Annotated in this window: 12 protein-coding genes and 2 pseudogenes; 1 reads left to right on the top strand and 13 read right to left on the bottom strand. The window is 34.0% G+C overall.

The window, feature by feature from the left end; all coding sequences use genetic code 11:
* Positions 1-98: 98 nt before the first annotated feature.
* The 4 genes and pseudogenes from AC0OM3_RS09805 to AC0OM3_RS09790 form a co-directional block, all read right to left on the bottom strand.
* Positions 99-554, bottom strand: a complete 456-nt coding sequence (locus tag AC0OM3_RS09805) for a TspO/MBR family protein (protein ID WP_000749728.1) — start codon at positions 552-554, stop codon at positions 99-101.
* A 147-nt stretch (positions 555-701) separates the two neighbouring features.
* Positions 702-2,133: pseudogene (locus tag AC0OM3_RS09800) on the bottom strand (cryptochrome/photolyase family protein).
* 72 nt (positions 2,134-2,205) lie between these two features.
* Positions 2,206-3,027 (bottom strand): annotated as a pseudogene (locus tag AC0OM3_RS09795) (SDR family oxidoreductase).
* Positions 3,028-3,032: 5 nt separating this feature from the next.
* The gene (locus tag AC0OM3_RS09790) at positions 3,033-3,458 is read right to left on the bottom strand and encodes a MarR family winged helix-turn-helix transcriptional regulator (protein WP_001061039.1); all 426 of its coding nucleotides are present in this window, start codon (positions 3,456-3,458) and stop codon (positions 3,033-3,035) included.
* Between the two features lie 310 nt (positions 3,459-3,768).
* Here AC0OM3_RS09790 and AC0OM3_RS09785 point away from each other — a divergent pair, with 310 nt between their 5' ends.
* Positions 3,769-4,338 carry a DUF3841 domain-containing protein gene (locus AC0OM3_RS09785; protein ID WP_208905661.1) on the top strand — a complete coding sequence of 190 codons (570 nt, stop codon included), beginning with the start codon at positions 3,769-3,771 and terminating at the stop codon, positions 4,336-4,338.
* A gap of 76 nt (positions 4,339-4,414) precedes the next feature.
* On the opposite strand, the gene AC0OM3_RS09780 is transcribed toward AC0OM3_RS09785, so the two are convergent.
* The 9 genes from AC0OM3_RS09780 to AC0OM3_RS09740 form a co-directional block, all read right to left on the bottom strand.
* Complete coding sequence (locus tag AC0OM3_RS09780) at positions 4,415-5,632, bottom strand: NAD(P)/FAD-dependent oxidoreductase (protein WP_208905662.1); 1,218 nt, start codon at positions 5,630-5,632, stop codon at positions 4,415-4,417.
* 451 nt (positions 5,633-6,083) lie between these two features.
* Positions 6,084-6,605, bottom strand: coding sequence for a carbonic anhydrase (locus tag AC0OM3_RS09775; protein WP_001086240.1), 522 nt, complete (start codon positions 6,603-6,605; stop codon positions 6,084-6,086).
* A 63-nt stretch (positions 6,606-6,668) separates the two neighbouring features.
* On the bottom strand, positions 6,669-9,275 hold the full coding sequence (locus AC0OM3_RS09770) for a DUF2309 domain-containing protein (protein WP_474211600.1): 2,607 nt from the start codon (positions 9,273-9,275) through the stop codon (positions 6,669-6,671).
* Positions 9,275-10,807 (bottom strand): NADH dehydrogenase subunit 5, encoded by a 1,533-nt coding sequence (locus tag AC0OM3_RS09765; RefSeq protein WP_474211598.1) that lies wholly within the window; start codon positions 10,805-10,807, stop codon positions 9,275-9,277. Before AC0OM3_RS09765 ends, AC0OM3_RS09770 begins: the two co-directional genes overlap by 1 nt.
* A gap of 645 nt (positions 10,808-11,452) precedes the next feature.
* Positions 11,453-11,815 (bottom strand): Na-translocating system protein MpsC family protein, encoded by a 363-nt coding sequence (locus tag AC0OM3_RS09760; protein ID WP_474211596.1) that lies wholly within the window; start codon positions 11,813-11,815, stop codon positions 11,453-11,455.
* Positions 11,816-12,180: 365 nt separating this feature from the next.
* Positions 12,181-13,269 (bottom strand): GerAB/ArcD/ProY family transporter, encoded by a 1,089-nt coding sequence (locus tag AC0OM3_RS09755; protein ID WP_033690224.1) that lies wholly within the window; start codon positions 13,267-13,269, stop codon positions 12,181-12,183.
* 27 nt (positions 13,270-13,296) lie between these two features.
* Positions 13,297-14,484 (bottom strand): Ger(x)C family spore germination protein, encoded by a 1,188-nt coding sequence (locus tag AC0OM3_RS09750; RefSeq protein ID WP_000052108.1) that lies wholly within the window; start codon positions 14,482-14,484, stop codon positions 13,297-13,299.
* Complete coding sequence (locus AC0OM3_RS09745; protein WP_474211594.1) at positions 14,481-16,073, bottom strand: spore germination protein; 1,593 nt, start codon at positions 16,071-16,073, stop codon at positions 14,481-14,483. Before AC0OM3_RS09745 ends, AC0OM3_RS09750 begins: the two co-directional genes overlap by 4 nt.
* Before the next feature lie 348 nt (positions 16,074-16,421).
* Positions 16,422-17,264 carry a polysaccharide deacetylase family protein gene (locus AC0OM3_RS09740; RefSeq protein WP_474211592.1) on the bottom strand — a complete coding sequence of 281 codons (843 nt, stop codon included), beginning with the start codon at positions 17,262-17,264 and terminating at the stop codon, positions 16,422-16,424.
* Positions 17,265-17,568 lie beyond the last annotated feature (304 nt).

Raw genomic sequence — 17,568 nt, 5'->3', positions numbered from 1 at the left:
TGACCTCCCTAAGATGTATATATTCCATATTTTAGATTATCATTAACACACATAAAAACTCGAGCATTTTTATTATGCTCAAGTTTTTAGTTCCGTCTTTAATTTATACTATAAATTGTCCAAGATAAATATGTAGCAAATGCAGACCATAAAAAATACGGAATTAGCAACCATGTCGATACTTTAGATAATTTGGAAGAAACCGCTATGAGAAGTAACGTAGTAATAGCGACAAGTAAACAATCTACTGTTGCTAAAAACAAATTCTTTTGACTGAATTGAAAATAGCTGAACGCTTGATTGCACATATAATTTAAAAGGAATATAAACCAAAATGTTTTTGGCTTAAATCCATATTTGTTGTAAATAATTGCAACTGATAATGCAATGAGTCCATATAATACAGCCCAAACTATGCCGATTGTCATACCAGGAGGTGTCCAAGACGGCTTTTCTAACGCATCATACCAAGCACGATCAATAGGAAATAAAATACTAGAAACATAAAACAAACCATATGTTAGTAAAAATACTATAATACTAGATTTTTTCATAAACATTCTCCTTTTTTAATAGAAGGTTTTAGAAACTCTATTTGATTCGTGTGCTCTTTCAATGAATAAAACTTTAATGTGTAAATAGACATTCCTATACTTTGCATTGTAACCTTTACATATGAAATTTATATTGATTCATTTATTTTATACAAGTTCTTTCATACTTTTATATGCACAAAGTGCTCTCTCCCGTGCTGCCTTATGATCAACAACTGGCAAAGGATATGTATGACCAAGTTTTATATTGGCTTTTTGCAAAATATGCTCAGGTGCTTCCCAAGGTTTATGTATATACTTACTCGGCATATCTCTTAATTCTGGTACCCATTTTCTTATATACTCTCCATTTTTATCAAACTTTTCTCCTTGTGTGATAGGATTAAAAATACGAAAGTACGGTGATGCATCTGCTCCACTTCCAGCAACCCATTGCCATCCCATTGTATTATTTGCAATATCCGCATCTAGTAGTGTATCCATAAACCATTTTGCTCCTTCCTGCCACGAAATTAACAAATGCTTTACAAGAAAAGAGGCTACAGCCATTCTTGCCCGATTATGCATAAAACCTGTTTGCCAAAGCTCCCGCATTCCCGCATCAATAAACGGATAACCAGTTTCACCTTTCTGCCATACTCTTAATAACTCCTCTTCCTTATTCCATGGAAAATGTTCAAAGTTTTTATTAAGAGGTTTATATACTGTAAACGGATAGTGATATAGCAAATAATAAGAAAACTCTCTCCAAATTAATTGGCGTATAAAACTAATCACTTGTTTTTCAAAAAGACTACATTGTCTTTCGGTACTTTTATTTATTAAGTAGTGATACATTAACTTCACTGATATTTGGCCAAATGAAAGATATGGCGCCAACATCGAATGAGCATTTTGATTTGGAAAATCTCTTTCTTCACTATAAAAGGCTAATTTGCTAGAGAAAAATTTCTTAAATACTTTATATGCCCCTTCTTCTGTCGGATCCCATATTGCTTCCATATGAGATGTCCACGGTATAGTCGGCAACAAGTGTAATTCTGAAACAGATAAGCTTGCTGGTAAAGAGCTTCCCCACTTTATACTCTGCACTTTGCTAGTAGGTTTAGGTATTACCTGCTTTTGAAATGCATTGTAAAAAGGTGTAAACACCTTATATTCAGTGTTATCCTTCTTTTTTATAATCCACGGTTCTAATAATAAATGCGAATTAAATTCCTTACAAATAATACCTTTATCTTCTAATATCATTTTCATTTTTTGATTAGATTTTAACCTGTCTGGATCATAACAACTATTCCAATATACAGCCGTTATATCTAATTGTTTTATGAGAGAAAGTATTTCTTCCTGTGTATTTCCTTTGCGGATTATTAAAGTAGAACCCAATGCCTCAAGTTGCTTCTTTATATCTATTATAGCATGGTGCAACCACCACTTTGCCGCACTTCCTATTGAAAAAGTTTCATCTTGTATATATATAGGAAGAACCTTCACCAGACTGAACAGCTTCAAATAGAGCTGGGTTATCATATAAGCGAAAATCTTTTTGAAACATAACGATAATTTTATTTTGCATGGCTATCCTTTCTTACTCTTAAAACATAATAGATTCTTTATGTGAATAATCTTCTTTTTTGCTTTTGCATTATTATATTAATAATTCTTTGTAATCATAAACAAACGTTTCCATGGTTATTGGACTTCTATCTAGTAAATTCGATAAATCTGATGTGACTTTTTTAGCTAACCCTAATTTTGCAGTTGTATATATTCCAATCATAACCCAAATAAAGTCACTGTTAAGTCCCTTTTGAATCATTCTTTTTCTAAATTTAAATATACTTGGATTTGTATAAGTAATATCTTTATTTATTATTTTTGAAATAATAGCAGCAACTTCATAATATGTTAATGCCTCATTTCCCGTTAAAGAATAGGCTTTAAATTAATGTCCCTCTTCGGTTAATATTTTAGCTGCAACTTCTCCAATATCCCGTACATCTATAAAACTTGTTTCCCCTTTACCAGCAGGTACTTCAATTATTTTTTCATTTCTTAATTCATCACCATGTTGTGATAATAAATTTTGCATAAAAAAACTCGGTCTTAGGAATGTGTAAGGGATCCCAGAAGACTTTATCATAGCTTCAATTTTAGCATGAGGTACTATCGGATTTTTTTCTACACCTAATAAAGATAAAAATACAATGTGTTTTATACCTATTTCTTTTGCAGCATCTACAACAGGCTGGAAATACTTTTTTGCATCAGCTAGATGTGGTGGTCTTATTAGAAAGACTTTAGTAACACCTGTTAAAGCCACCTTTACAGATGAGGGGTTTTCAAAATCAAAATACACTCCTTCAGTTTCTCTACTGCGCGTTGTGACTTTGAAAGTAGCATTTCTTTTTATTAGGCATTTTACAACCTCTTTTCCTACATTCCCTGTAGCACCTGTTACTAAAATCATTTTAATCACCCTTTATTTTTTTGTAAATTTTGAATCATACTTTGCAAAACTCGAACTGTATTTTCTACTTCCTCTTTAGGAATACTAGCTGTAGCATTTTTTATAACTTCATCGCTTACATTTTCTATCTCCTGTATTAATGCCTTAGTTTCATCTGTTAAAAATATTAAATGTGACCGTTTATCTTTAGGATTATGTTTTATAAGAATCCATTCTTTTTGCAATAATCTTTGTATAATTCCGGTTACTGTTGGACGGTCTGCTAAGAGCCTTTCAGCAATCATAGCCGGGGTGGTTCCATTTGGATAAAGAGATATATCCTTTAACACAGACCATTGCTGAGCTGTTATTTTATATTCTTTTAATTGATTTGATAATTCTGTTTTCGTCATTATACTTACCTTGTGTAATAAATAGCCTAAATTATTCATATAACCTCCAATATAGTTAGCACACTAATTATATAGTTAGTACACTAACTATAATGTGTAATTACAAACTTCAATTAATAGTTTATATATAAAAGATATATCAAATTCTTATTTTGTACTATTTCATATTATATTTAAAATCTTCTTTAATCCTGTTTTGCATGTATTGTACACTCTATATAAAAAGGTTATTCCTTGCTGTTACTTTAAATAAGCATTTACAATTGTATCTAGCATAGGTATTTCTTATTGTACGATTAGTCATATTTATTCTTAATTCTGCAAAATAAAAAAGAAAATGGAGCGAAAGATGAGAAAACAATTTGATACACAATCAAACTTAAATACATTTATTGATTCAACAATCCTATGGACTTTTCAAAACCAAAATGCTATAAATACACTTTTGAATGAAGATAAGCTTATAGCCAATCCTATGTTTGTTAGTAAAGACGATATCACAGCATATAAATACATTGTAAGACATATGAAACAGAATAGTATTAACTTTATTATAGATTTACCCATTTGGGCATGGCATTCATGCAATGGTTACCAAAAGAAGCCTACTTTTGAAACTGCAAGGGAATTACTATCAGATATTCAATTAGAGAAAGAAATATACCTCATCGAATTCACATGTCCTAATTTTTTATTTATGTTAACAAACTATAGCGGATGGTGCGACATTTATTTTAAACTTAGTGGCAATCCTAAAGCAAGTGTAACAAATGATGAAGAAAAATACTTATTTAACCTTTATCCTACCATTGAGGAAGAATGGGAATATCATAATATCCAAGCAACTCTACCCTACCTAAAAAAAGAATGGATTATACAAATAACAGAACTTAGTAAGATGAATGGATTTAACAAATAGTCACATTAAACTAATGCATTTAAAATAGCGCTTTTTATATGGTACCCTAAATACTATGATTTTGCATACGTGCAGCTTACTCATTTAGTTTTGGTCTAGCTTGTAAATATAAATTCAAATCCGGACTTGAACCGCTAATAATTACATCTCGAACAATTTTAGAAAGTACCATACTATATACTAATCCATTATCTCCATATGCATAGATAAAGTGACAATTTGGAAACTCTTCATACATTCCAATTATAGGTAAACCATCATGAGTACCACCATAAAAAGCACTTAAATAAAATTCAGGTTCAACTGTTATATTTGGAAAGAGCTTATTAAATTCATTTACTAATTTCTCTTTTTTATGAATTAATTTTGAATCTCTTTCTTGAGCAATGTTTGTATCTTCATCTAATCCACCTATAATAATCCTGTTATCTGCAGTAGTTCTCATATAAATATATGGTCTCGCAGTTTCCCAAATAAGAGTACGCTTATACCAAGAAGATAAATCTTCCACAGGATTAGTCACAATTGCATATGAGCTAATCAGTGTAGCGTTCTTCTCCTTTTTAAATTCCAAACCTTCATATCCTGCAGCCACAATTACTTTGTTGGCAGTAATAGAATTGCCCCCTTTTGTATAAAAAACAGCACATTCTTTCTCTAACTTTTTGCCAACAATCTCTGTATCTTCATAAATCTGAACTCCTTTATTAGAAGCTTGTTTTAATAAACTATGTGTAAATTTATAAGGATTTATTTCACCATCATTATACGTATAAATAGCTGCACGTTTTTTAAATGGATATCTCTGTCCAATTTGTTCCTCTGATAGCCAAGTCGCTTTAAAATCATGCTTATGTAAATAATACAGTTCTTTTTCTAATTTCTTTATATCCTCTTCATAACTTGCATAATATAAACTGTCACGTCGTTTAAAATCAGAGCAATAAGGCAAGTTTTGATCAGCATATTCAATATCATTAATAGCTTGTTCACATAATTTCATATGCTTAACTGCATACTCTTCTCCAAATGTATTTACAAGTTCAAAAAACATCTTATCTCCTAAATATTGAATAAGTGCTGTATTTGTAAGGTTACTTCCATGTCCTACCTTTCTTTTATCAACGATAACAATATTTAAATCTGATTCACTCAAATAGTATGCTGATTGAGCACCTGAACTTCCTGCTCCTATTATTAGTACGTCACATTTTATATCTTCGTCCAAACGAGGATACGAAGGTGTATTAGAAAAAGTTGTGTTCCAATAGAATTTCCCTTTCTGTAAATCCATTTTAAGTGCACCATCCTAAATAAAATAGTTATATCCCCATCTGTATCTCCAAATCATTCTAACTATATACTTCTTATCAAAATTATTCTTATATCATTTTAGTTTTTAACTGTTTTATTCTCATAACAAAAGAATCTCCATTCTTTTTCATAATAACCTTAAAATAAAGTGAAACTTTAATCAGCCCTCACCAATAGGGCTGCCCGTTAAAGCGGGATAAATCACAATATACACTTCTATTTTACGATTAACTTTATTATCACCTGCTAATCCGCATTTAAATTTTCATGCAAAAATTTATATATTTTTATTTTGTTATGTATTAAGTGTCTCGTATAAAACACATTAAAAATCCAAACAAAAAAAGCAAAAGATCTCCATTTATAGAAGATTTCTTTTGCTCTTTGTAAAGGACACAAGTCCAAATAAAAGTTGCTTATCTATCGATAACTTACACATAAGAATGCATTTGTTTCACTACTTTATTAGCAGAAACTTTAACAACCGTTTCTTTTTCACCCGTTCTATCAATTATGAAACCATGAACTTCAATATCAGAAGGTACTAATGGATGATGACGAATCATATCTATACTCTTTTCAATATTTTCACTAACATTTTTTTGTCCACTCAGCCATTGATTAAGGCTACCACTTAAAAATTCAGGCATGCAATTTTTAAAGAGATAGTCTAATTCTATATTATCTTTTATGAAATCACGTTGAGTTTGTAGATTAACTGAAGACGTTTCTTTATCCTCTATTCCGACAACAAAAATTTCTTTAACATTTTCTTGATAAATAGCAATAATAATAGATCTCATTATATCTCCATAAGGATGTACAATTACAGAATCATAGCTGTGTATAGTCAACATGTTTTCTTGGTGAATGTTAGTTACTTGTTGGATACTAGGCTCTATTCCGTGTTCAATGTCTGTTAATAATAAAACTTTTTTATTCTTTGAATTCATATGGAGCACTCCTTCTTCATTATTGTATTTATGAAACTTTTAAGCTAGTAACAATAATAATTGTTACCAGTTTTTCCAGCGTCCCTCTGGATCAACACTTGCAAGTCTAACCCATCCATTTTGAACTTTTTCTCGAAATGTGAAATCATTATTTAACAAACGTTCTATATATTCAATAGGTGCTTGAATGACAATTAGTAAACGAAGTGGTGAATGATACGTCTCACTATCTGACTGCATAACAGATTGCCAAGGTAAGCCTGGCAACAGGTCACTAGCATTCCCTTGCATAACACCGAGACCCGCCGTTACGGTTTGGGTTGTTTTATTTCCACTACCATAATAATGAGGAGCTACAGTTGATGCGTAATATTGTAGATTTATCCACTGCGCAACTGTTCCTGGTCCTGCAATAATGTTAGCTAATATATCGCCACTTTCATCCTGTTTCCAATCATAATTATGAAGGAAAGCCCTGCCTTCTAAGTCACAATCTTGAGTTAATTCACGCTGTCCGATAATAAAAGATGCATTACGAGCTAATCCCCATTCTGGACGTATTTCACTCCAATCTTCTGCAAATCGATGTGCCTCTTTACTAGGATTGTTTATTTCCGTTTTAAAATTAGGTAATTGCATTAAACGCTCTCTATTTGCATGTTGGCTCACATTTGGCATAATTGACTCAATACAATCAAATGCTTCTTGCGCAGTTTTCGAAAGTTCTGGGACGTAAATCCATTCCAATTCGTCCACTGTTGTTTTATGTTCAGCTGCTGCAAAAATGGTATCCTCAGGAATTTTAATGCCTTCAGCAGACAACGCCTCTCTTACTTCTGGAAGATTACATAAAGTAGCGAAAACTCTTGCATTGAATCCTCCTGCTGCTCCTCCACAAGCACCACACTCAAGTGCTGCAGCATAAGGATTGTTCGTACTTTGACTACTATGTCCGCACATTACAACTAAAGGAGCAAATTTTTCTGTCAGTCCCACCATTTTTAAAGCTTGACGCACATAGTTCACTTTTTCTTCTTTCGTAAAACCGATAGGTATCTCGCCCTTTGTGTCATGAACATGATTAAGCGAGAATGTTGTATCAGGTTTTTGTAACATAGTTTTACGAAGGTTACGAATGAAACCACCAACTCCTCTTGGGACAAAGCTTCTTGTCACCATCTGTAGACCAAGTAAAGGACCACTTAACTCAGGTAGCGCCATACTTGTCAGTACGTTCTGTTTCATCGTTTTAAATGTATAACGCACCGAACTGCCTACCCTCTTACGTTGCTCATAAGATTTAAATTCGTTTTCATCTGTGAGCTCTTTTATTTGATGCTTCGGTTTTAATATAACTGGCAAAGAAGGATGGCTGTCATTACTACCTAGTTCACTAGTCGCAATTGGTAATCCAAAGAAACCAGCTATTCCAAACGTTTCAAACGGACCTAGTTTTTCTAAGTGGCGACGAAACGGTTCTGAACGTACATCAATACAAAATGCTAATTGAGCTAATACATGCTTTTTATCATTAGTTACACGCTGTTTAGAAGAAATCTTCTCCCTTAATTGCTCTGCATGCGTCTGTTCCCAAGCTTCGAGCCAAAGTTTTCTGCGAATATTTTCATCAAAACGATATGCAAATGCTAACAATTCGCTTTGTTCAGCAGCAGGCATTTGTAACCATTCCCGTGTTGAAATATCTCCCCAATAGATCCAAGAAGCTATAAGCGGGACGAGTGCAACTTTTTTCTCAACCTTTTGATGTTTTAAAGGTAAATAAGGTTTTGCAATAGCCAGCTCCATAGAAATTCGAACTGCTAAATATTCTATTAGGAGTTCCTGTTCCTGAATTGATTGTTGTGAGCGCCATCGTATCATTCCTGCCCACCCAGGCAAAGAAAGTAAGTGCCCTTCAAGGTAAGCTTGTATGTTAGATTCAGAAATTCCTAGTTCAAATAATGCTCTCGCTAAAGCTACTTGGGCATCTTGTGGCCAATCTTTTAAAACTTTACGCTCATTTTTACTGAGCGCTGGATCAAATTTAATAAGGTGTTGCCATGCACGATAAAAACCTTTCTCTCGATTTGGCATCGTCCAACTTGATCCGGAGTCATCAAGATATAATTTACACCATTTAATGATATGATAATTAAGAATATCAGATAGGTTTTCACTATTGTGATTCTCTATAAGCGAACTTATTGGCTGCATAACAGAGGCTTTCATACTCCCTGTATTTATATAACTCATTTCGTCTGCCAGTTTATTTAATTCTGGCGATGATAATAGACTAGAAGGTAATTTCTCTAACTTTAAAGCTGCTTGGCAAAATCGCTCTGCTTTCTCTCGCGGAATATGAAAAGATTGTGAATCCAGCCAACGAGACAAACTACTTTGTAAAAATGATTCCTCAATCTCACCTTTCGCTTTTGCCGAATGAATCATGGAGGCACTAGGATAAATATCCACATTACGAGCTTCTTTTAACCAATTTGCGACTTGTTCAAATGATTGCTTTTCAAGTCCCATCCAAGGGTGGTGAGCTGCAAACGTAGAGATAGGCCAAAGTGGTGCAATCACTCGGCTAGCAGATGCAACTAAATCATTTATATTATTTTCTTGCATATCAATGTTTGTATTTTTCTTTAATATTGACGTTATGCTCATCACGAATTACCTCCCTTTGATACATAATGTTTCAGATAGCTTGGGTGACTTTCTACTGACTTTCTTCTCGCCTCACCTACTCGAACTAACCAAAGATAAAGTACAGCGAATAAAGTAGAAGATTGATTACGAGTAACGAAAGTACTAATAGCACTACTAAATAGTAAAATACATATAACAAAGATAACGGCTGGAACTGAAGGTTGAACACTTTGATAAATGTCAGTATGCAACCATTTATAAAGAGAATTATGAACAGTAAAGTAAATGAGAGAAAATCCAATCAAAACAATTAAGCCAGCAATTCGTCCCATTCTTCCCTCTCCAAAAACAACAAGCTGTTTCCATGAAAAGTAAAGTGACCAGCCTAAGATTAACGCACTAACTAGTTGATATCCCTCTCCAGAAGTCATAAACCAGAAAGTAATTGCTATAAATAATCCTAAAACACGCCCGAATATAATCCATAAATTGGGCATTTTTTCATTAGACTGATTCACTACCCCAAAACGTTGCACTGAAGAACCAGCTTGTAAAAACAGTGTAGCTTTAAACAAACCATGTAAAATTAAATGAATAACAGCCGCTAAATAGGCGCCTAATGCACATTGAATAAGCATAAATCCCATTTGCGCAATAGTTGAACCTACTAGCTGACGTTTATAATCAACTTGGACTAAACTAATTCCTGTTCCGATTAAGACAGAAATACTAGAGAAAATAAGTAAAATGATTTGTGCAATATCATCATGAAAAAGAGGCGAAAATCTAGTTAACATGATACCACCAGCATTTACTAAACCCGCATGCATAATAGCAGAAACAGGAGTTGGAGCAACAGCAGACTCAATTAACCATCTTTGAAAAGGCCATTGTGCTGCTGGAATCATTACCGTTAATATAATTAATAAGTTAATTCCTGTTCCCTCCAATGTTCCATGTAGCGCTACATTTTCATTCGTTAAAACTGATGTTAATTGCCACTGTCCTGTTACTTGAAAAAGCCAAATGATAGCTGATAGCAACGCAATCCAACTTATTGTAAATAAATAGCCAGAGATTTTTGTTGCTTCGCTAACTACTTTCCACCCTTTATTTAGCCCTATGAGTAGAACCAATCCTATAAGCGTTGCTCCCCAAAAAATGAGCATTAAGCGAAGATCATCACTTAACCATGCAACCGAAGATACACCTGTAGTAAATGTAAAAAGTACAAAGTATTTTCGATATGAGCGGTCTCCCATTAAGTAACGTACAGAAAAACGCTGAATGATTAAACCAATTGTAAGAACAAAGAAAGCCATTAACCAAGCTAAAGTATCTAGATGCCAAGGCCCTACAACTCTATCTCCATTGTTATTAACAAGTGCGAGTAAAGAAATCAATGAAGGCAAAGCAGCGATACCAATATGGATATGAACAAAACGTAAAGGCATCCTTGCATTTAAAAACAATAATCCACTTAGCCAAGAAGCACTAAGCGCCATAAAAAATAATGTTAACAGTGTTGATGAACTCAGCGAAATTAACATGTTAAATACTCCCTTCTAAGCGAAAATAACCTATAAAAATTCCTTTTAATTAAGATAATTTTTTAAATTTCAATTTTCATTCACTCTTTTTAGTGAATCGTTTTTTCCCATAAAAAAAACCGACAACTTCCATAATTCAATGATTTTATATCATCATTGAATTATGGAGATTGTCGGTTTCACTTCAACTAACTTCAATAAAGTTTTTTGAAGAGCTCCCATTTTATAGAGGATAGTAATGTATGTATTACTCCTATTAAAAATAACAGTATATCTCTGATCTCCTAGATTATGCAATCAATATATCAATTTATGTTATGCGCTATCTTTCAATTAAGAAACTTTTTCATTTAGTCAATATTACATATTAAAAAAATGCTAAAGCCTTAATTATAGCAAACTGTTAAAATGAGCATCTATCAATTTTTTAAAACAATTATAAGATAAACCATATTAAGCAGTTTGTCAATTTCTTTATCCATTTTCCGAATCAAAATTCATTATACATAAATAATTTTAAGTTTTCTCATTTTCTAATTATCACCATACTAATAAAATCAAATAAAGTGCACAACTTGTAGGTGTCTTAATTATCTCAATGCATTTTTAGTTTATCTTCCACAAACCCTAAGGTGGTTTTAATTTTTAAAATTTCTCCTCAAGATTATGAAACAATTTAAAAATCATTACTCGTTCGCCTGTACGGGAGCTTATATCCGTATGAAAGCTTTTCACTTTCTCTCCAGTTAATTCTAGTATAATCTCTTTTAACTCTTCAATTCCAGATTCAACTAGCTCCGAACGATTTTTCTTTATCGTTAGCATACCGTCTTTTGTTTCGCAAACAGTATATTCAGCCGGCGTTAAAATACCTTGTAAATTTACGATAATCATATCCCGCAATATATCTGTCTTAACGGATATAGATCCGCGTCCTAGGTAGTCCTTTTCCCAGTGAGTAATTGCTTTGCTTATCTCTGATTCAATCGAGCCTTTTGAGTTTTTCATCTATGTATCCTCCTTCAATAAAATGTAATTACATTTATAATTACAATAACAATATAATAATCTGGATTGATTTTATTTTCAATTATTGAGAAGAATTTATACGAATCGTTGTCATGTATCCTTTAGTATTAAAGTGAATTTTTATATTGCGATATGCGTTTTTTGATTATCCCCAACAAGATACTCTTACTATAAAGGCTCTGTTGCATAGATTTCTAAAAAAGACATTCCGAAGAAAATAAGGAAACTCTTGTAACGTAATATACAAACAAAAAACCCTACACTTATGAGTAGGATTTTTCTCTTTTTATATTATTCAAAAACCTAAAAGTATACCTGCCCTCCAAACATATTACCGATTGGGTTTATGCATATTTCCTTCGAATTTTGCCAACCACCAATAACAGTAAAGGAATCCCTAGCTCATAAATAGGAAATGCAATTGGAATTACGAAAAATATGTAGTAATAATGGGTAAATGTCTGGATATTTTTAACTGACACAGCTATGATAAACGAAATAGGAGCAAGAACTAACGCTACTTTTCGCCAATCCTTCAAATGAAATATTTGTGCTGTTCCATAACAAGCGATAAACATGTATAACGCCAATTTCACAAAAATACTAAAAAACCAAATAATAACTATCAAAATATCCACATTTTGAATGAACTCCATGACAGATATGTATCGGCTCAAATCGTAAACCGGATACAAAAAACTTGAAGATAAATTCGGACCGAATGTTAAAATGACCGCTAATGTTCCGATTGTTACCATGAAAACGGCTAATCCTACCCCCAACATCGCCCTTGATGACGCTTGCTCTGGTTTATCCATAAAAAAAACGAACATCATCATCATAACAGCCTCTCCAAAAAATGCGGCTACAGGGGTATAGGAACCTTTAAGGATGGGAAGCCAGCCAGAATCGTGATAAATAGGCCGCATATAATCCCAATTCATATTGCCAACATTCAAAATGATTACAAACGTTATCATTAAAAGTACAATTGGCCCTATGATTTCACTTAAACGTCCAATACCTTCCACCCCTCCTTGGTAAATGATAAAAATGAGCAATAACATCGCAGTAAAGACAATGACCCACAAAGGTGTATTATGAAACAAAGCGATAATAATGAATTCACCAAATTCACGGACGGTTATCCAAATTATCATGTACCACCCAAAGAAGTAAGGAATCATCAGTAGCTTTCCTAGCCATTTACCAAGAATAGTTTGACTAAATTCAATGAGAGTTTGTTTCGGATAAAGCGAACCAAGTGTAGTTGCCAAAAAAGTAAGAGCAACCCCTATCACTCCTGCAATCAAAATCGAGATCCACGCATCTTGTTTGACAGTACGAATCGTCGCTGGAATAACTAGAAGGAGTGATTGTCCCACTTCAAATGTGAACATCATCCAAAAGATTTGCCTGCCAGAGATTTTCATCGAATTTCTCACACTCTATATTCCTCCTTATTTTTTCATTTCATTTTTCTTCAACTGCAACGGTGGTCCAGTCAGTCCTACTCGCCGAATAGTAAGCTTTGTATGAACAGAAACCTCCACTTTTCGAAATTGTTTACTCCAATTCTTTTTTAACCCTTTCCATTCGGATGGATATTTTTGATGAATGGCTTCTCCAAATCCAAAGATATCGGTTCCGTATTGTTTTTGAACCTTTTTAATAGTTTGGAGAGCTTCCTTATCGGACTGTTTTTCCAATACATGTTCTAAAAGAGTAAGATTTTTTGGCTTCGAAAGATCTAAATTCGTATTGTTCTCCTGAATTGTTCCTTCACCAGAAAAAACAATGTCACACTTAATTGTGTCCCCTTGTATAGTAGGTATGATTTTTCTATTGATCTTTGTCATATATAAACTTGCACTACCATTTCCTTTAGAGGCCGTTGCTGTAACTGTCTGTTTACTTAAACGATTCACTATCCAAAGAGTAGTTAACCATTCCTGCATGTTCAAGTATCCTACCAATTTGAAATCGTTGTTAAATATAGCACCGCCTACAATTTGAAACCCTTTGACCACGGTTTTACCTTTTTTAGGAGACACATTTAGTTTAATAACGGGCAAAATCGGGGTGATTCCATCACTCGTACCAGCAATAAGAAAATTTAACAAAGACATATCTCCCGCTGCCTCTATTTGCATATGCTCTTTAAGTGCCCCAAGTGCCGGAATAGACTCTAAAGGGATGGATGCTTTCAGAAAATCTTTTGCAGTATTCCCTTTTATGACGAACACACCTACTCGTAATCGAATATCAGGATCGCGGCTATATGCATCTAAAACTGGAGCAAGACCACTTTTAGCCATTTTTTCTCCAATCAATATTACACGCTGGTGCCCTCGAAAAATTTCTCTCGACATTTTTGTTTGCATCATTTGTATAGCTTCATGTGTATCCTTTCCCGTTCCCGATTCTGTAAAAAACGCTTTTCCTGCATTACTTCTTCCGCTCTGTCCCATTCCCATTTTTGATGGAATAATAAACTGAGCACTAATTTCAATCTTATTGTTCTTCGCTTGATCAAGTCCCCATCCTAATTCTATTGCCAAATCATTTAATTCTGTCCGATCCCAACATCCCGTCAAGAAGCATAAAGAAATGACCAGTATCATACAGAGTGCCTTGTGCAGGCTCATTCTGTTTCCCCTCCCCGTTTCTCATCTGGCTTTTGTCCACCTGGAAAACGGACTTTCTCTTCACCAGATACCATTATTGGGCGGTGGGTCATATTCCAACGAGGTGTTCGGAGAAAAACATCCTTTAAATCACGAGGAGTCTGAGGTGCAACTGGACTTAAATACGGAATGCCAAAAGAACGAATGTTAGTTAAATGAATCAAAATCGCAAGGGTACTTATTGCAACACCGTATAGCCCGAGCATTCCTGCCAATAACAGCATAGGAAAGCGTAACATCCGGTAAGCCGTTCCTAAGTTGTAGCGTGGGAACGCAAATGACGCAATACCGGTCGTCGCCACAACAATGACCAAAGGTGCCGAAATAATACCTGCTTGCACAGCAGCTTGCCCGATAACAAGTGCTCCAACAATACTAACTGCGGATCCAACAGGTTTTGGTAACCGAACCCCCGCTTCCCTCAAACCTTCAAATAAAAACTCCATCATTAGCGCTTCTATGACAGCCGGGAAAGGAATGCCTTCTCTCGCAGCTGCAATACTAATAAGCAAATTTGTCGGAATTAATTTAGGATGAAAGGTTGTAATAGCAACATAGAGAGAGGGAAGAAATAATGAAATATTAATTAATATTAAACGTATCCATCGAACAAAAGTTGTGTAGATGGAGCGTTCATAATAATCCTCCGCTGCTTGCAGACCTGTCCAAAATGTCATAGGAACAATCAAAACGAAAGGTGTGTTATCGACTAAAATAGCGACTTTCCCCTCTAATAAACTTGCACAAACCGCATCTGGCCGCTCAGTATTTTGAATTTGTGGAAAGGGCGAAAAGGGTTGGTCCTCAATAAACTCTTCAATGAAAGCTGACTCCAACACTCCATCAATTTGAATTCGCTTTACCCTTTGGCGAACTTCATCCAAAACCAAATCAGGTGCAATGCCCTCAATATAGGCAATTACCACATCTGTCTGTGACAATTCCCCAATCGAATAAGGTTCCATTTTTAGTTTTTGGCTTCGAATTCTTCGGCGAATCAGGCTCGTATTGACCCTTATCGTTTCCGTAAACCCGTCCCGAGGGCCACGAACAGAGATCTCGGCAGCCGGCTCTTCAATACCTCGTTTTTCAAAACCTTTTAAATCAGCGACTAGAGCTTGACTCTCTCTTTCTGTTAAAATAACGATATTCGCTTTCAATACCGCTTCTATAACCTCACGAACTTTTGAAATTGTCTTTACTTGAGAAACCGCAATTAGCTGATTTTGTATAATTTCTCCTACCGAATCCACACTCTTTACTCCACTAGGCAGACCTTCGAACATCATTGGTTTCAAAACAACTTGTTCCACAACTTTAGTGTCAATTAATCCATCTATATAAATAAAAAGAATTTTATTTTGACTATCTATGATTATTGGACGAAAAACAATATCGGAACAATTTTCAAAAACTTGTCTCAAAACTTCTTCATTCGCAGATACACTCTGCTTGAGTTCGCACTCTTGATCATTTTGGAGTAGCATACTTGCACTCTCAAGTTCCTGAATATCTTTTCTCAAACGCTTTCTACTAAGTTTTTTCATCATACTACCCCATTTATCGAATGGTTTATGTTTTTATACTTGAACTTTAGTGTTAGGATTTCTTGACAGAAACGCTTTAGAAACCGTTCCACTATAATGTTTTGGGTAAGTAATCATTTATCTAGAAAACAAAAGGAAAATATCTCCTCTATATCCTTCTTAAAATCTCCTTACACATGAAAATTATTCAATTTTTTCTATAAGTTAGTTATTTTAAAATGAGGTATCCATAAAGTAACTTGTAACTGATGCTTTGTTAAATTGGTAATAATGAGGTTATAGAAACAAGCAAAAAAAGCATGTCCTGAAGAAAGATGAATCAGAACATGCTCTTAATTTATTTATTTGATACTATAGACGTTGATCTTTCTGGAAATTTAGTTGAAAATGATCCGCTTCATTGTATACCCCGAATTCATACCCTTTTTCCTTATAAAATTTAATAGTTTCCGGAAGCGCTTGTAATGTCTGTGGTTTTTCATGCATTAGAACTACTTCCACATCTTCTGTTGTTGTACGCTTTACATTTTCTATAATTTGCTGTGGGTTACCTTTTAGTTTCCAATCATTTGAATCTATTGTCCAATCCCAAACTTTTATTGCTGCTTCTACAATTTGATTACGAATTTCCTCACCCTTTAATCCCGGTGCAGATCCATATGGCGGACGAACTAGTTTAGGAGTTGTACCCGTAATATTATGGATCAGAGCTAACGTTTCTTTCATCTCCGGTACAAATTGTCCCTTTTTGTATAGCTTATCACTATTATGTGTCATACTATGAGCACCAATATAATGTCCTTCTTTTACCGCTCTTTTTACATTTTCCTGAAAACCTGTATTTTGTAAATTGCTACCTTGCATAAAAAATGTCGAGGCAACATTTTGTTCTTTTAGTACATCTAAAAATTTCCCAGTTAATTCACTAGGACCGTCATCGAATGTTAAATACACAACCTTTCCTACCGGTTTTCCATCAGGTCTTTTCTGTTTTGCCAGTGATGTGTCCTCTTTCTTTTTTTGTTGTTGCGTATTAGCTAGCTTAATACTTTCATTAGCTACTCCTTTCGCTGGAATAGAGTTCCATTTTCCTATTAAAAAGAACGTGAAAAAGGTCGTTGCTAAAACAACTCCTAGAGATAGTATTGCCTTAGTTCCTACATTTGTTTTTTTCTTATTTTGTGATTCTTTCATTATGTTTCGATCCTTTCCCTACTAATTTTCATATTCATTATTTATACAGCTAAGCATTAACTCCAGTTGATATTTACAATAAGTAGATTAATAGAGGAAGGTGAAGATAAAATGCAGATAATGTCGAAATTAGTTAAAGAATAACTTATTGCATCCACTCTTTAGAAAAATATTGTTTTCTCTAATACAGTTAAATTTGAAAACTGGATATACATCCAAAATAAAAAATACTACTCTTTCTAAACAAAATTTTTATATCAAGATAATAGCATGCTGTTATAAAGATAAAATACTGAGTTAGCCA

It is taken from the genome of Bacillus sp. FAU20 (assembly GCF_056033865.1).
Note: the sequence above shows the minus strand (reverse complement) of the source record. Positions and strands in the feature narration are given on the sequence as shown.

Bases quoted from the DNA above. Each gene is read 5' to 3' on its own strand.
- AC0OM3_RS09805 (WP_000749728.1), bottom strand. From the start codon at position 554: ATGAAAAAATCTAGTATTATAGTATTTTTACTAACATATGGTTTGTTT.
- AC0OM3_RS09765 (WP_474211598.1), bottom strand. From the start codon at position 10,807: ATGTTAATTTCGCTGAGTTCATCAACACTGTTAACATTATTTTTTATG.
- AC0OM3_RS09770 (WP_474211600.1), bottom strand. From the start codon at position 9,275: ATGAGCATAACGTCAATATTAAAGAAAAATACAAACATTGATATGCAA.
- AC0OM3_RS09740 (WP_474211592.1), bottom strand. From the start codon at position 17,264: ATGAAAGAATCACAAAATAAGAAAAAAACAAATGTAGGAACTAAGGCA.
- AC0OM3_RS09790 (WP_001061039.1), bottom strand. From the start codon at position 3,458: ATGAATAATTTAGGCTATTTATTACACAAGGTAAGTATAATGACGAAA.
- AC0OM3_RS09755 (WP_033690224.1), bottom strand. From the start codon at position 13,269: ATGAAAATCTCTGGCAGGCAAATCTTTTGGATGATGTTCACATTTGAA.
- AC0OM3_RS09780 (WP_208905662.1), bottom strand. From the start codon at position 5,632: ATGGATTTACAGAAAGGGAAATTCTATTGGAACACAACTTTTTCTAAT.
- AC0OM3_RS09750 (WP_000052108.1), bottom strand. From the start codon at position 14,484: ATGAGCCTGCACAAGGCACTCTGTATGATACTGGTCATTTCTTTATGC.
- AC0OM3_RS09775 (WP_001086240.1), bottom strand. From the start codon at position 6,605: ATGAATTCAAAGAATAAAAAAGTTTTATTATTAACAGACATTGAACAC.
- AC0OM3_RS09785 (WP_208905661.1), top strand. From the start codon at position 3,769: ATGAGAAAACAATTTGATACACAATCAAACTTAAATACATTTATTGAT.
- AC0OM3_RS09760 (WP_474211596.1), bottom strand. From the start codon at position 11,815: ATGAAAAACTCAAAAGGCTCGATTGAATCAGAGATAAGCAAAGCAATT.
- AC0OM3_RS09745 (WP_474211594.1), bottom strand. From the start codon at position 16,073: ATGATGAAAAAACTTAGTAGAAAGCGTTTGAGAAAAGATATTCAGGAA.